Here is a 15,931-nt window from a genome sequence, read left to right as displayed (position 1 = left end):
TATGCTCAATAAAAGCATTCAGTTTTTAATAGAGAATAAGTTTATAGCTGTTTTGACGATCTCACTTTTTATAGGATGGGGTATCATAACCGCTCCTTTTAACTGGGATAACGGATTTCTCCCTAGTAACCCTGTTCCTGTAGATGCCATTCCTGATATTGGAGAAAATCAACAGATTGTTTTTACCCAATGGAATGGGAAATCTCCGCAAGACATTGAAGATCAAATAACCTATCCTCTTACCTCTGCCCTACTCGGAATTCCCGGTGTAAAAACCATACGCAGTAGTTCAATGTTCGGTTTCTCGAGTATATACATCATTTTTGAAGAAAATATCGAGTTCTATTGGAGTCGTTCTCGCATTCTAGAAAAATTGAACTCACTTCCAAGAAATTTACTACCCGATGGCGTAAACCCAACACTTGGTCCAGACGCTACCGGCTTGGGACAAATATTTTGGTACACATTAGAAGGAAGAGACGAACAAGGAAATGTCACAGGAGGTTGGGACCTACATGAACTGCGTAGTATACAAGATTATTATGTTAAGTACGCATTATCGTCAGCAAGTGGTGTATCAGAAGTCGCGTCAATTGGCGGCTATGTTCAAGAGTATCAAATAGACGTGAATCCAGAATTACTTCGACAATACAACATAAGCCTACAACAAGTTGTGACTGCTGTAAAACAAAGCAATCAAGACATCGGAGCTCAAACCATAGAAATTAATCAAGCAGAATACTTAGTTCGTGGCTTGGGCTATATAAAATCTATAGCTGATATTGAAAACTCGGTAGTTACTTCAGAAAAATATAGCTCCATAAAAATTAAAGATATTGCAAAAGTTACCATCGGAGCCATGGCTCGTAGAGGAATTTTAGACAAAGAAGGTGCCGAAGTGGTTGGTGGAGTTGTTGTTGCTCGTTACGGAGCAAACCCTTTAGAAGTTATTACCAATGTGAAACAAAAAATTAGTGAAATAGCCTCTGGACTTCCAAGTAAAACCCTAAAAGATGGACGCGTTTCTCAACTAACACTTATTCCATTTTATGATCGTACCGAATTAATTAATGAAACCTTAGGAACACTTAATAAAGCGCTATCCTTAGAAATTCTAATTACTATTTTAGTTATTGTAGTCATGGTATTTAACTTAAGAGCTTCGGCATTAATAGCAGGCTTATTACCTGCCGCGGTTCTCATGGTGTTTATCGCCATGAAAACTTTCGGAGTCGATGCGAATATAGTGGCCCTGTCTGGTATTGCGATTGCCATAGGCACCATGGTAGATGTAGGTGTGATTTTGTCAGAAAACATCATTCGTCATTTAGAACGTAACAAAGGTACATTAGCTATTAATGATTTAGTGTACAAGGCAACTTCAGAAGTATCAGGAGCCATTCTAACAGCGGTAATGACCACCATTATAAGTTTTATTCCAGTATTCACCATGATCGGTGCTGAAGGGAAATTATTTCGTCCATTAGCCTTTACCAAAACCTTTGCTCTCATTGCTTCTATCATCATAGCACTATTTATCATCCCTCCATTCGCTGCCTATATTTTCAAAAGAAAATCTATGACAGAACACGTAAAATATACAATCCATGGAGCACTTGTTTTGATGGGGCTTTTCGGACTGTTTTATGCCAATTGGTTGTCTGTTATACTTATCAGTTTTGGTACTGTTGGCTTGCTCGTACAATTGAATATAGTAACTTTGAAAAAAGGAAAGCTAGTCAATATCATTATAGTTGCCCTCGTCATTGTAGGTTTGCTAACTGAACACTGGCGTCCTTTAGGAGTTGATAGCAGTATTTTTGTAAACCTACTATTTGTAGGAGCTATTTGTTTTGGAATCTTAGGCATTTTTAGTTTATTTCAAAAGTATTACACGCCTATTTTACATTGGGCATTACACAATAAATTACTTTTTTTAAGCATTCCTCTTACCATTTTAGTTTGTGGAACACTCATTTTTAAAAATATAGGTAAGGAATTTATGCCTTCATTAAATGAGGGTGCCTTTTTACTAATGCCAACCTCTATGCCGCATTCGGGTGTTGAAGAAAACAAACGGGTACTACAACAATTAGACATGGCAGTAGCCAATATCCCGGAAATAAAAACAGTAGTAGGAAAAGCAGGACGAACGGATTCAGCTCTTGATCCAGCTCCTATGTCTATGTATGAAAACATAATTTTATACAAAACAGAATATGCTTTAAACGCTGAGGGAAAACGCCAAACATATCGTGTAAATGACCAAGGTTTGTTCGTTCTCAAAAACGGAAAAACAGTAGCTAACCCCAATAACAAAGGAACTGAATCATCATCTCTGGCATTCTCTCAACTATCACCTGATCAATTAATAGAAGATACTCGAGGTGAATTTTACAGAAACTGGCGCCCTAGTATTACATCTCCTGATGATATATGGAATGAAATTGTAAGGGTTACCCAATTACCTGGTGTTACTTCAGCCCCAAAATTACAACCTATTGAAACTAGATTGGTCATGCTACAAACAGGCATGCGATCACCTATGGGTATCAAAGTAAAAGGTCAGAACTTAAAAGATATCGAAGCTTTTGGAATAGAATTAGAACATGTGTTAAAAGAAGTTGAAGGAGTAAAAAAGGAAACTGTTTTTGCAGATAGAATTGTAGGTAAACCTTATTTATTAATTGACATTGATAGAGTCAAAATTGCTCGATATGGTGTATCTATTCAGGAAGTACAAAATGTATTAAAGGTTGCTGTTGGAGGAATACAACTTACGCAAACAGTTGAAGGAAGAGAACGTTATGGTATTCGAGTACGGTATCCAAGATCGTTGCGCTCAAGCCCCAGCGATTTGGAAAACATCTATATTCCTGTTTCCCATGGAAATCCAATTCCCTTAAGTGAATTGGCTTCCATTCGTTACGAACGTGGACCACAAGTCATCAAAAGTGAAGATACCTTTTTAATAGGGTATGTACTATTTGATAAGCTTGTTGATTTTGCTGAAGTAACTGTCGTTGAAACCGCTCAAAAAGCAATTCAACATAAAATTAATACAGGAGAATTAGTAGTTCCGAAGGGAGTATCTTACCAATTTACTGGTACCTATGAAAATCAATTAAGAGCAGAAAAAACCCTTACTGTAATCGTACCCTTAGCTTTGTTACTTATATTTCTAATATTGTATCTTCAATTTCGTTCGGTTATGACCTCTTTCATGGTATTTACTGGTATTGCTGTAGCCTTTGCTGGTGGTTTTATTATGATTTGGTTATACGGCCAAGAGTGGTTTTTAAATTTTAGTGTTTTTGGTAAAAATTTCAGAGAGCTATTTCAAATGCATCCCATAAATTTAAGTGTCGCCGTTTGGGTAGGTTTTATTGCCCTGTTTGGAATTGCTACAGACGATGGTGTTGTAATGGCAACCTACTTGAAACAATCTTTTGATAAACAACAACCACAAACGATACAAGCGATTAGACAATCAGCTCTGCATGCAGGTAAGAAACGTATTCGAGCCTGTTTAATGACCACCGCTACTACTATTTTAGCACTACTTCCGATATTAACCTCAACAGGTAGAGGAAGTGATATCATGATTCCTATGGCCATACCCTGTTTTGGAGGCATGATTATAGACATTACATCCTACTTTATTGTACCTGTGTTGTATAGCTGGCGAGAAGAATTTCGATTACATAAAAAGCAACATAGAGAATTAAAAATTGAAACCCAATGAGCATGAACATAAATTATACGGTTATATTGATATGTGGTTTTTTGTTTTTTATGCAACCTACAAAAGCACAGAAATTACAAGTGCTTATAGAAGAGGGCTTACAAAACAACCCTAAAATACAAGAATATAACACGAGGTACACGCGAATTTCAGAGCGAAAAAACGAAGTAAATACGTTACCAAACACAGCATTCGCTTTTGGTGTTTTTACGAGTGAACCTGAAACTAGAACAGGAGCACAACGTTTTAAAATATCCGTTAAGCAAATGATTCCTTGGTTTGGTACAATCACAGCAAAAGAAAATTACATCACATCATTAGCAACTATTAATTATCAGGATATCATTATCGCTAAACGTGAATTGATACGCTCTGTATCACAGTCGTATTATAGACTGTATGAAATCACTCATAAACAACAAGTTCTGAACAAAAATATTCAATTATTAAAAGTGTATGAAAAATTAGCCTTGACCTCTCTAGAAGTTGGCAAAGCATCGTCTGTAGATGTGCTTAAAATACAAATTAGACAAAATGAAATCACACAACAAAAAAGAGGATTTGAAGAACAACTTTTAGCGGAGCAAACCACCTTGAATAAATTATTAAATAGAGATGCTAATACCCCTATTTCCTTAGAAGATCAATTAGTAATTCCAAAAGAAGTAGTTACTGTAAAAACAGGTCGTTTGGAGATCCATCCAGAGTTGATAAAATATGATAAACTATACCACTCGGTAGTACAATTAGAACGCGTAAATCGAAAAGAAGAAAAACCTTCCTTAGGCTTGGGTATTGATTATATTAATGTTGGCGAAAGACCAGACATGAATTTTAACGATAATGGAAAAGATATTGTAATGCCCATGATATCATTGTCTATCCCTCTTTTCAATACAAAACACACATCACTAAGTAAACAGCATGCACTAAAACAAAAAGAAATTTTATCTCAAAAACAACAACGATTAAATCTACTCGAAACACTATTGAAAAAAACCATTGCCAATCGAAATACTTCTATTATAATGCACCAAACACAACTGAAAAATATGCAACATATAGCAAGTGCAACACAGATAATGCTAAAAACTTATGAAACAGGAACTGTAGATTTTAATGATGTCTTAGCGATTCATGAACTACAACTAAAATTTGAATTGAATATGATTACATCAGTGGTCAATTATTATACAGAAAGTACCACTATTAATTATTTAATTAAATAAGATGAAACACGTATATACCATACATGGGATGAGTTGCAACGGATGTCGAAATCATGTAACGCAACTGTTATCAAAAGTAGCAGGCGTTTCTAAAGTGGCAGTCAATTTAGAAAAGGCAGAAGCAACTATAGAAATGAAAACTCCCATCCAAATTAAAGAATTTCAAGAGATTTTACAAAACAATGGGAACTCATATACTATTCATAAACTAGGAGAACATCCTCCCATCACTTCCCAAGAAAAAACACCAAAAGAGAAAGGTACTGGTATATTTTATTGCCCAATGCACTGTGAAGGCAACACAACGTATCCTCAGGCAAGAGACTGCCCAGTTTGTGGAATGGATTTGGTAGAAGAACAAAACCTATTCGCCACGGATACACAATTTACCTGTCCGATGCATCCTGAGATCATAACAGACGAACCTGGTTCTTGTTCTATCTGCGGAATGGATTTAATCCCTATACAAACAACGCTTTTAGAAGAAGATAAGACCTATAAAAAGCTATTAAAAAAATTCTGGGTTGCAGTAGTTTTTACCATCCCCATTTTTTTAATAGCCATGTCTGAGATGATTCCTAAAAACCCCTTATTCCAAGTGGCAGATCAAACAACATGGAATTGGATTCAATTTGTGCTCTCTATTCCGGTTGTGTTTTATGCAACGTGGATCTATTTTAAACGTGCTTGGACCTCCATTAAAACCGCCCAGTTAAACATGTTTACTTTAATCGGTATTGGAGCGGGTATCGCTTGGGTTTTTAGTGTATTCGCCTTGCTTTACCCTACTGTTTTTCCTAGCGATTTTAAAACAGCTGAAGGAACTGTATTCCTATATTTTGAGGCTGCAACAGTTATTCTAACACTCGTTTTATTGGGCCAGTTATTAGAAGCAAAAGCCCATAGCAAAACGAATGGGGCTATTAAAGAATTATTAAAATTAGCACCGGCAACTGCAACATTATTCAACAATGGTGAAGACAGTGTTATCTCCATTGATAAGATTAAAAAAGGAGATTTACTAAGAGTAAAACCAGGCGAAAAAATACCCGTTGACGGAAGTATTGTTCAAGGTCATAGTAGCATAGACGAATCTATGATTACAGGAGAGTCTATTCCTGTCGATAAAGAAGTTAATAGCAAAGTGAGCGCTGGAACCATTAACGGAACTACTTCTTTTATCATGAAAGCTGAGAAAGTAGGTTCAGAAACTTTGTTGTCTCAAATTATTCAAATGGTAAACAATGCGAGTCGTTCTAAAGCACCCATTCAAAAGTTAGCCGATAAAATAGCCAAATATTTTGTTCCAATAGTCTTGCTTGTTTCCGGAATAACATTCGCCATTTGGGCAATTTTTGGACCCGAACCCACTTTTGTATATGCTTTTGTCAATGCCATTTCGGTATTAATTATCGCATGCCCTTGTGCTTTAGGTTTAGCTACCCCTATGTCAGTTATGGTGGGTGTAGGTCGAGGCGCACAATCAGGTATCCTTATTAAAAATGCCAAAGCTTTAGAACAAATGAATACGGTTGATACCCTTATTATAGATAAAACGGGCACTATAACAGAAGGAAAACCATCTGTTGAAGAAATGGTAACAATCAGTGATCTTGATAAAATGATCCTATTACACTATACTACTTCTCTTAGTTTACAGAGCGAACACCCGCTAGCTGAAGCTATAGTTCGTTATGGAAAACTCCAAAACGCATCCATATCAAAAGTTGATGATTTTGTATCAATTACTGGCAAAGGAGTTACAGGGTGTATTGATGGTAAAAAAATAGCTGTAGGTAATACCAAACTATTAGCGCAACTGGGTATTTCTGTTTCTCCGAAATTACAAGAAACAGTGCATGCCATACAAGAAAAAGGAAGAACGGTTTCTTATATTGCAGTAGATGATAAAACTGCAGGGTTTGTGACTATTTTCGATGCCATAAAAACTACAAGTTATAAAGCAATTGCAGACTTGCAACGAAGTGGCATAGAGGTAATCATGTTAACAGGTGATACTAAGGCTACTGCGAAAGCTGTTGCCGAACAATTAAATCTACCACGATTTAAAGCCGAATGCTTGCCTGAAGACAAGCTCAGCGAAGTGACCATACTACAACAAAAAAACAAGGTAGTAGCCATGGCAGGTGATGGCATTAACGATGCTCCAAGCTTAGCGCAAGCAGATATAGGTATTGCTATGGGAACCGGCACAGACGTGGCAATAGAAAGTGCTTCAATAACTTTAGTCAAAGGAGATTTACAAGGAATTCTAAAGGCTAAAAAACTAAGTAATCGTGTCGTAAAAAACATCAAACAAAACTTACTTTTTGCTTTTATTTATAATGTGTTGGGTATCCCTATAGCCGCCGGTATTCTATACCCAATATTCGGTATGCTATTGTCTCCTATGATCGCAGCTTTAGCCATGAGTTTTAGCTCTGTTTCTGTAATAACAAATTCATTACGATTAAGAAATATAAAATTATAAAAAATGAAAAAATATATCCTTTATGTGCTATTATTAGCTACTGGGCTACTTTTAGGATGGTTCTTGTTTGGTGATAGTTCTGCCAAAGACAACCATACACATAAAACCGAAACATCGTTGCAAAAACAATCATGGACATGTTCTATGCATCCACAAATACAGCAAACTGAATTTGGTGACTGCCCTATATGTGGTATGGATTTGATTCCAGCTAAAATGACGATAGATGGTCTTTCAGCTGATCAATTTAAACTAACAAAAAATGCCATCGCATTAGCGAATATTCAAACGACCGCTGTAGGTACTTCAAACAACCTAGATAATACCATTACTGTTTCAGGAAAAATTGCAGAAAATGAAGAAACAAAAAGTGTCCAGACAAGCTATTTTACAGGTAGAATAGAACGACTACATATTACATTTACAGGAGAAACTATTAAAAAAGGACAATTACTAGCGACCCTATATTCGCCAGAATTAATAAAAGCTCAACAAGAGCTTATCACGACTTTTCCTTTAAAAGAGACACAGCCAATGTTGTACAAAGCTGTTCAGAACAAACTCAAATTATGGAAGATTTCTGAGCTTCAAATCACCCAAATTGAAACTTCAAAAACGGTAAACGAATATTTTCCGATATATGCAACAACTTCAGGAACTGTATCTGAGAAATTAGTGACCCAAGGAGATTATGTAACCCAAGGCCAAGCCTTATTTAAAATAGCGAAACTTAGTTCTGTCTGGGCACATTTCGATATCTATGAAAATCAAATTCCTTATTTTAAAAAAGGACAGGTTATAACCATTAGCTCAAACGCATACCCCACTGATATTTTTGAGGCAAAGGTTTCATTTATAGATCCAGTATTAAATCCACAAACCCGAATCGTTACTATGCGCGCAGTTTTAGAAAATCGCAATAAAAAATTAAAACCGGGTATGTTTGTACGTGGAAAAATAAAGAGTGATTTACAAAGCGAACAGCAAGAATTAACGATACCTGCTTCTGCAATCTTATGGACAGGCAAACGCTCAATTGTTTATGTTAAAGCACAAACAAATGAATCTGTTTTTGAAATGAGAGAGGTGCTTTTAGGAAAGCAATTTGGCAACAAATATCAAATCATGGGAGGGTTAAAAGCAGGCGAAGAAATTGTAACGAATGGTGTATTTACGATCGATGCATCAGCGCAACTACAAGGTAAAAAGTCCATGATGAACTCCACTAAAAGTGATGTTTTTATCGTTCCAGAAAAATTCAAAGAACAACTCCAAAAAGCTTATAATGGTTATATCAGTTTAAAAAACACATTGGTCGAAACAAATGCTACTAAAGCAAAAAAACAGGCCGAGTTATTGAGTGATCTGCTACAGCAAATCAACATCAAACTTTTGCATGAAGATGCCGCTCATAAGCAATGGATGCCCCTTTCGAAAACATTAAATTTAGCCAGTAATGCCATTGCCAACACGTCAAACATAGTACAACAACGAAAAGAGTTCAAAACTCTATCTAACCACCTTATAGTAGCGGTGCAATCATTTGGGATTTTAGAAAAAACCTATATGCAATTCTGCCCCATGGTCGATAACAACAAAGGAGCATATTGGCTGAGCAAAGAAAAACAAATAGTAAACCCATACTATGGAGACAAGATGTTAAGATGTGGAAAGGTCAAACAAGAAATAATTAATCAATAAATTTTAAATCATGAAAAATTTGATACGTTACATAAGTATCCTAACCATCGTTGGGTTGATCAGTTGTAAGCATACAATAAATCAAGAAACCACATCGAACGATACCCCTACACAAAAAGAAATCGCAATGACAAATACAATCTTTGGTGTTCGAGGTAATTGCGGAATGTGCAAAAACACCATTGAAAGAGCCGTAAATACCCTAGAAGGTGTTTCAGAAGCAGATTGGAACCAAGAAAAAAAACAAATCCATATTTCTTACGATAGCTCAAAAACAGCGTTGGAAGATCTTCATAAAGCAATTGCCACTTCAGGGTATGACACTGATAAATTTTCCGGAAATGAAGAAATGTATAAAAAACTACCTATATGCTGTCAATATGATCACACTATGAAAATGGGTATTCAGGAATTCGGTAATTAATCTTGACTATCATGTTGTCATGGTAGTTTCAATTTATTTGAGATAATGCATACGATATTACCAACTATTATTTTAAGGTAGTACTCTTTATAGCTCGAATTTATACCATTTACATCATCCTGAAGTTAATTTACCGACCATAATTATTCATGGTAAATGCCCATCTATAAGTAAAACACAGGCATGACTGGAAAGCAATGATTCTGTTTTACTTATAGATCGATATTACAAATTTAAATTACCGTAATAAAACGCTCTTTTATCCTTTTTTCCTATTTTGTAAGTATCCCAAAACGAAAACTATTTAACCAAACAATTGTAGAAGACATACCTATTGAGTTAAAACACTTCACTAGCAATTGCTTTAATATTACTCGATTTACCCATTGAATAATAGTGAACAACTGGAACCCCTGCCTGCACTAATTCTTTACTTTGCTGAATTCCCCATTCAATTCCTACTTGTCTTATCTCCTTATTGTTTTTACAACTCTCTACTGCATTAATAAGGTCTTGCGGTAAATCTAAGCGGAAAATTTGAGGCAAAATTTTCAAGTGTCTTTTAACTGCCAAAGGTTTTATTCCTGGTATAATAGGCACATTGATTCCTATCTCTCTTGCGCATTTAACAAAATTAAAATACTTACTATTATCAAAAAACATCTGAGTCACCACATAATCTGCCCCTGCATCTACTTTTTCTTTTAACCGTTTTAAATCACTCTCTAAGCTAGGTGATTCAAGATGTTTTTCTGGATATCCAGCAACACCAATACAGAAATTTGACTTGTTGGGTGTTTCTATAATTTCATGTAGGTATTTGCCTTTATTTAAATCACTAATTTGTTTGACCAAATCAGAAGCATAATGATTGCCTCCATTAGACGCTGTAAAATACTGTTGATCTTTTCTTGCATCTCCTCGTAAGGCCATCACATTATCCAAGCCCAGATAATGGCAATCTACCAATACATATTCGGTTTCCTCTTTGGTAAACCCCCCACATAGAACATGCGGTATTGCATCAATATTATATTTATACTTTAACGAAGCACAAATCCCTACTGTTCCCGGGCGCATACGTGTTATCTTTTTTTCTAACAAACCCTTTTCTTTAGGGATATAAATATACTCTTCTCTGGAAGTTGTTACATCAATAAATGGCGGATTAAACTCCATTAATGGATCAATATTATTGTACAATTCTAGTATGTTCTGCCCTTTTTGAGGCGGTATAATCTCAAACGAAAATAAGGTTTTTCCTTTGGCGTTTTGTATGTGTTCTGTTACTTTCATTCGTCTATTTCTATAAAAGAATTAATCATTTAATACTCTTTTTTCAATATGTATTTTAGTATAGGTAGTCCCTGTCTATTTTCCGAATACCTATTAATTATCGGCTATATTAGGGTGCAACCATTTTCTTGCTTTTTCTAAAAGTATGTTCTTTCTAGCGGCATAATCTCTTACTTGATCATCTGTTATTTTTCCTAAACCAAAATATTTAGCTTCTTCATTAGCAAAATAATAGCCAGAAACTGCGGCTGAAGGCCACATAGCCATACTTTCTGTAAGTGTTACCCCTATATTCTTTTCTACTTCTAATAACTGCCAAATAGTTTCTTTTTCTAAATGATCAGGACATGCTGGATACCCTGGTGCCGGCCGTATTCCTTTATAGCTTTCCATAATCAATTCATCATTGGTTAAATTCTCTTTAACCGCGTATCCCCAATGCTTGGTTCTAATTCGATAATGTACATATTCCGCAAAAGCCTCTGCAAAACGATCAGCAATTGCCTGAACCATAATAGCGTTATAATCGTCATGTGTATCCTTGTATTTTTGCGCAAGCTCATCTGCTCCAAAAATAGCCGTACAAAAACACCCCATATAATCTTGTTTTCCTGTTGTTTCCGGCGCTATAAAATCTGCTAAAGCAAAACTTGCTTTACCCTCACGTTTTTTTAATTGTTGGCGCAGTGTTCTAAACACAGCTACTTCCTTCCCTTTTCTCTGAATAGAAATATCATCGTCATTAATGGTATTCGCTTCAAACAATCCAAATATTGCTTTCGGTTTCAACCATTGTTTTTCTATAATTTGTTGCAGTATTTTTTGAGCATCTGTATATAAACTATGGGCTTGTTCACCAACGATTTCATCATCTAAAATGTTTGGAAACTTTCCATGCAAATCCCAAGATCTAAAAAATGGACTCCAATCAAAAAATGGCACTAAATCTTTCAAACTAACCTGCTCTAGTTTTTGAACGCCTAGTTCTTTCGGTTTCATTATTTTTGTAGTATTCCAATCTATTTTAAATTTGCGATTTCGTGCTTGATCAATCGTTATATACCTTTTTTCTTTGCCCCTTTTTAAAAACTTATCTCGAAACTCTTCATAATCTTTTTTAAGTTTAGCTACGTATTCATTTTTAGTATTTCTATTTAACAAATCTCCCACTACTGTTACCGCCCTAGATGCATCATTCACGTGCACCACTGCATTTTTGTATTGTGTATCTATTTTTACCGCTGTGTGCGCTTTAGAAGTTGTAGCTCCACCGATTAACAATGGAATTTCAAAATTCTGACGCTCCATTTCTTTGGCCAGATATACCATTTCATCTAAAGAAGGCGTAATCAGTCCGCTTAAGCCAATAGCATCAACATTTTTTTCTTTCGCTATTTGAATGATTTTCTCTGGAGGTACCATCACTCCTAAATCGATAATTTCATAGTTATTACATCCTAAAACAACACTTACAATGTTTTTACCTATATCATGCACATCACCTTTCACGGTTGCCATTAATATCCTTCCAAGCGCCCTTTGCGCTTCACTCTTTTCAGCTTCTATAAACGGATTTAAATACGCTACTGCTTTTTTCATAACACGAGCAGATTTTACTACTTGTGGTAAAAACATTTTTCCTTCTCCAAATAAATCACCTACAACATTCATTCCTGCCATTAAATGCCCTTCTATCACCTCAATTGGGCTTTTTACACTTACTCTAGCCTCTTCTGCGTCATTTTCAATAAAGGCATCTATTCCCTTTACCAATGAATGGGTTATACGTTCTTGCAACGGCAAATTTCTCCATTCTAACACCTTTTCATCATCTTCTTTTTTCTTTCCTTTTACGGTATCTGCAAACTCTAACAAACGTTCTGTAGCATCATCCTTCCTATCTAATACTACGTCTTCTATACGCTCTAAAAGGTCTTTAGGAATATCATCATACACTTCTAACATAGCAGGGTTTACTATTCCTATATTCATTCCTGCTTGAATAGCATAATATAAAAACACCGAATGCATGGCTTCTCGCACTACATTGTTTCCTCTAAACGAAAAAGAAACATTACTAACGCCTCCACTAACACTTACATGTGGCAGGTTTTTACGAACCCATCGTGTTGCCTCAATAAAGTCTATGGCATTTTTACGGTGTTCTTCCATTCCTGTTGCCACCGGAAATATATTTAGGTCAAAAATGATGTCTTCTGGAGGAAATTCTACTTTATCTACTAAAACCCGATACGAGCGTTCTGCTATTTCTATTCTTCTCTTATATGTATCTGCTTGCCCCGTTTCATCAAAAGCCATGACGATCACAGCTGCCCCATATCTCTTTATTTGCGTAGCTTCCCAAATAAATTTTTCTTCACCTTCCTTTAGGGAGATAGAATTAACGACGGATTTACCTTGAACCACTTGCAAGCCCGCCTCAATAATTTCCCATTTTGAGCTGTCAATCATAATAGGGACTCTTGCTATATCAGGTTCGGCCGCTATCAAGTTTAAAAAACGAATCATGGCTTCTTTTCCATCAATTAAACCATCATCCATATTTATATCGATAATCTGAGCCCCTCCATCAACTTGGTGCCTTGCAATTGCCAGTGCTTCGTCAAATTCCTCTTCTTTTATTAATCGAAGAAATTTTCTAGAGCCTGCTACATTCGTACGCTCACCTACATTGATAAAATTACTTTCTGGTGTTATAATCAACGGTTCTAACCCAGCTAATTTCATGTATTTTCTTTCTTCATTCATTTGTTCCTGTATTAATTCTCAAAGGGCTCAAATTAATTTTTCTTGGCTGATACCTACCTGCTACCTCAGCAATTGCTTTAATATGCGCCGGTCTTGTGCCGCAGCAGCCTCCTACTATATTAATGAGGTTCTTTTTTAAATACTCTTCTATTTGAGAAGCCGTTTCATCAGGTGTTTCATCATATTCACCAAAAGCATTTGGCAACCCGGCATTGGGATGCGCAGAAATGGCAAATTTTGTTCTAGAGGCAATTGCTTCTAAATGCGGCTGTAATAGGTTTGCTCCTAGAGCACAATTAAAGCCAACTGATAATAAGGAAATATGTGAGATAGAAATTAAAAAAGCTTCTGCTGTTTGGCCCGATAATGTTCTCCCTGAAGCATCGGTTATGGTACCAGAAACCATGACGGGAACACTTATCTTTCGTTCCTCTTTAACCTCCTCAATAGCAAATAAGGCTGCTTTTGCGTTCAACGTATCAAATACTGTTTCAACTAATAGCAAATCAACACCGCCATCTAATAAGGCCTCTACTTGTTCTTTATACGCTATACGCAACTCATCAAATGTCACTGCTCTATACCCTGGATCATTTACATCAGGAGACATACTTGCTGTACGATTGGTTGGCCCAATAGACCCTGCTACAAACCTTGGTTTGTGGGGCTCTTTTAGGGTAAATTCATCCGCTGCTTCTTTGGCTATTTTTGCCGATTGATAATTTAGTTCATATACCAAATTTTCCATTTGGTAATCTGCCATAGCAATGGTGGTACCAGAAAACGTATTTGTTTCTACAATATCTGCGCCTGCTGCAAAATATTTTCGATGTACTTCTTTTACCGCTTCTGGTTGTGTAATCGATAATAAATCGTTATTTCCTTGTAATGAGCTTGGGTAGTTTTTAAACCGTTCTCCACGAAAATCCTCTTCCGAAAATTTGTATTCCTGAAGCATGGTACCCATAGCACCGTCTAGTACTAATATTCTCTTTTGTATTTCTGTGTATATGTTGTGCATTCCTGACAATTAAAATGGTTTTGTTATCAGGAAAAGAGGAAGTAAAATTCTTTTCGTTATCTCTCTGTATTACAGTAGAACGTAGCACCTTCTTTGTTTTTACAAACAAAGGGTTGCCAAGGTTTCAAAGGGTCTATTCCCTCCACCTTTCTTGATAACATCAATTAAGTTAATGAACTATGGTGCAAAGTTATTAGATTATTTATTAATCTACAATGTTTATATCCTTTAATTTTGATATAATATATTTACCATTTGAATTTATAGTACTAAAACGTCCTTTTTCCCTTTCTATTTCAATAAAAAAAGAAATCATAGCTACTGCTAGTATTGATTTTTCTATCTTATATAAAGAAAAAAACACTCATTTTCTTTTACAGTAAATTCAAACAATAACTGGTATAATTCTATGGGTATCATTAAGAACTTGATATCACAGATGGTATCATTATGGCAAATGAACACACGATATCGCATTACTCTTATCTATACAACAGACATCTATAGCTCAGGAATATCGGTATTCAGTGTTATTGGAGCTGTATAGTTTTTTATGAATTTCTCGAATCTTAATTTCTTTTACCCCGTATCCAGCAGTAGATATTTTTATTTTATTTTGGTCGTCATTCACGGTAAAACAATTAGATAATGCAAAGGAAGAAAAAGGTATAAACTTTAATTCCGAAACCTTTAATTCGTTCAATCTAAAAATTGTTTTTGTTGACGCTTTGAAAATTCTAAACTGGATGATAATTATTTTTTTTTCGTCTTCATCAAAACTAATACTTTCCAAATGTTTTCTAGAAACAAGTACTATTATTTTAATTATCATAATAATTTCAAAAAACAAAATGTACCTGAATATTTCATTCAATTCTGGTTCTGTCCAAGTAATTAAACTTAACCATAAACCCCATAAAATAGCTGTAATTGGCACAATTACAAATACACTCCTTATTATATCATTGCAATTAATCCTCCGTTTTTTATTTTCAAATAATATTTCCATCAAAATTACACGTAACTTATTTATATGAATGTAAAACACATTATTATACTGCTAAAGTAAATCAAATACAAACATCATCAAAAGTTTAGTCCCTATAAGTACGGAGTGCTTTTTTAAATTTCAACCCTGTGTTTATATTGACTCCTCGATAAAATTATCCTATCATTTCCTTGCATTCACGTCTGAGTTATGATCGATTAACTAATACATTTACCATTTGATTTTATAGTACTAAAACGTCGTTTT

The 15,931-nt window shown here is 35.4% G+C and carries 10 protein-coding genes and 1 riboswitch; of the genes, 5 read left to right on the top strand and 5 right to left on the bottom strand.

All coding sequences use genetic code 11. From position 1 onward, the window contains the following. Nucleotide 1 precedes the first annotated feature (1 nt). Genes AC2TDS_RS15960 through AC2TDS_RS15940 form a run of 5 tightly spaced genes read left to right on the top strand, consistent with a single transcriptional unit; the run spans nucleotide 2 to nucleotide 9,590 of the window. The gene (locus AC2TDS_RS15960; RefSeq protein ID WP_484736576.1) at nucleotides 2-3,745 is read left to right on the top strand and encodes an efflux RND transporter permease subunit; all 3,744 of its coding nucleotides are present in this window, start codon (nucleotides 2-4) and stop codon (nucleotides 3,743-3,745) included. 2 nt (nucleotides 3,746-3,747) lie between these two features. Further along, complete coding sequence (locus AC2TDS_RS15955; protein WP_484738967.1) at nucleotides 3,748-4,974, top strand: TolC family protein; 1,227 nt, start codon at nucleotides 3,748-3,750, stop codon at nucleotides 4,972-4,974. A 1-nt stretch (nucleotide 4,975) separates the two neighbouring features. Then, nucleotides 4,976-7,465 carry a heavy metal translocating P-type ATPase gene (locus AC2TDS_RS15950; RefSeq protein WP_484736575.1) on the top strand — a complete coding sequence of 830 codons (2,490 nt, stop codon included), beginning with the start codon at nucleotides 4,976-4,978 and terminating at the stop codon, nucleotides 7,463-7,465. A 3-nt stretch (nucleotides 7,466-7,468) separates the two neighbouring features. Then, complete coding sequence (locus AC2TDS_RS15945) at nucleotides 7,469-9,166, top strand: efflux RND transporter periplasmic adaptor subunit (protein WP_484736574.1); 1,698 nt, start codon at nucleotides 7,469-7,471, stop codon at nucleotides 9,164-9,166. Between the two features lie 10 nt (nucleotides 9,167-9,176). Then, nucleotides 9,177-9,590 (top strand): heavy-metal-associated domain-containing protein, encoded by a 414-nt coding sequence (locus AC2TDS_RS15940; RefSeq protein ID WP_484736573.1) that lies wholly within the window; start codon nucleotides 9,177-9,179, stop codon nucleotides 9,588-9,590. A 339-nt stretch (nucleotides 9,591-9,929) separates the two neighbouring features. Here the strand turns inward: AC2TDS_RS15940 and metF are convergent, their stop codons facing one another. From metF to AC2TDS_RS15915, 5 genes are all read right to left on the bottom strand, one after another. Next, nucleotides 9,930-10,886 carry a methylenetetrahydrofolate reductase [NAD(P)H] gene (metF, locus tag AC2TDS_RS15935; RefSeq protein WP_484736572.1) on the bottom strand — a complete coding sequence of 319 codons (957 nt, stop codon included), beginning with the start codon at nucleotides 10,884-10,886 and terminating at the stop codon, nucleotides 9,930-9,932. A gap of 93 nt (nucleotides 10,887-10,979) precedes the next feature. Then, on the bottom strand, nucleotides 10,980-13,655 hold the full coding sequence (gene metH, locus AC2TDS_RS15930) for a methionine synthase (protein WP_484736571.1): 2,676 nt from the start codon (nucleotides 13,653-13,655) through the stop codon (nucleotides 10,980-10,982). Continuing rightward, a complete protein-coding gene (locus AC2TDS_RS15925) occupies nucleotides 13,648-14,676 on the bottom strand; it encodes a homocysteine S-methyltransferase family protein (protein WP_484736570.1) in 1,029 nt (342 codons plus the stop codon). The genes metH and AC2TDS_RS15925 overlap by 8 nt, the downstream gene beginning before the upstream one ends. Before the next feature lie 53 nt (nucleotides 14,677-14,729). After that, nucleotides 14,730-14,837: riboswitch (SAM riboswitch) on the bottom strand. A gap of 44 nt (nucleotides 14,838-14,881) precedes the next feature. Then, nucleotides 14,882-15,040, bottom strand: coding sequence for a hypothetical protein (locus tag AC2TDS_RS15920; RefSeq protein WP_484736569.1), 159 nt, complete (start codon nucleotides 15,038-15,040; stop codon nucleotides 14,882-14,884). Between the two features lie 144 nt (nucleotides 15,041-15,184). Then, on the bottom strand, nucleotides 15,185-15,685 hold the full coding sequence (locus AC2TDS_RS15915) for a hypothetical protein (RefSeq protein ID WP_484736568.1): 501 nt from the start codon (nucleotides 15,683-15,685) through the stop codon (nucleotides 15,185-15,187). Nucleotides 15,686-15,931: the final 246 nt, after the last annotated feature.

Source organism: Tenacibaculum profundicola (assembly GCF_057220795.1).
The sequence above is the reverse complement of the archived record's forward strand: the minus strand, read 5'-3'. Positions and strand labels throughout refer to the sequence as shown.

Coding starts and splice junctions, on each gene's coding strand:
- AC2TDS_RS15960 (WP_484736576.1), top strand. CDS start 2: ATGCTCAATAAAAGCATTCAGTTTTTAATAGAGAATAAGTTTATAGCT.
- AC2TDS_RS15955 (WP_484738967.1), top strand. CDS start 3,748: ATGAACATAAATTATACGGTTATATTGATATGTGGTTTTTTGTTTTTT.
- AC2TDS_RS15950 (WP_484736575.1), top strand. CDS start 4,976: ATGAAACACGTATATACCATACATGGGATGAGTTGCAACGGATGTCGA.
- AC2TDS_RS15945 (WP_484736574.1), top strand. CDS start 7,469: ATGAAAAAATATATCCTTTATGTGCTATTATTAGCTACTGGGCTACTT.
- AC2TDS_RS15940 (WP_484736573.1), top strand. CDS start 9,177: ATGAAAAATTTGATACGTTACATAAGTATCCTAACCATCGTTGGGTTG.
- metF (WP_484736572.1), bottom strand. CDS start 10,886: ATGAAAGTAACAGAACACATACAAAACGCCAAAGGAAAAACCTTATTT.
- metH (WP_484736571.1), bottom strand. CDS start 13,655: ATGAATGAAGAAAGAAAATACATGAAATTAGCTGGGTTAGAACCGTTG.
- AC2TDS_RS15925 (WP_484736570.1), bottom strand. CDS start 14,676: ATGCACAACATATACACAGAAATACAAAAGAGAATATTAGTACTAGAC.
- AC2TDS_RS15915 (WP_484736568.1), bottom strand. CDS start 15,685: ATGGAAATATTATTTGAAAATAAAAAACGGAGGATTAATTGCAATGAT.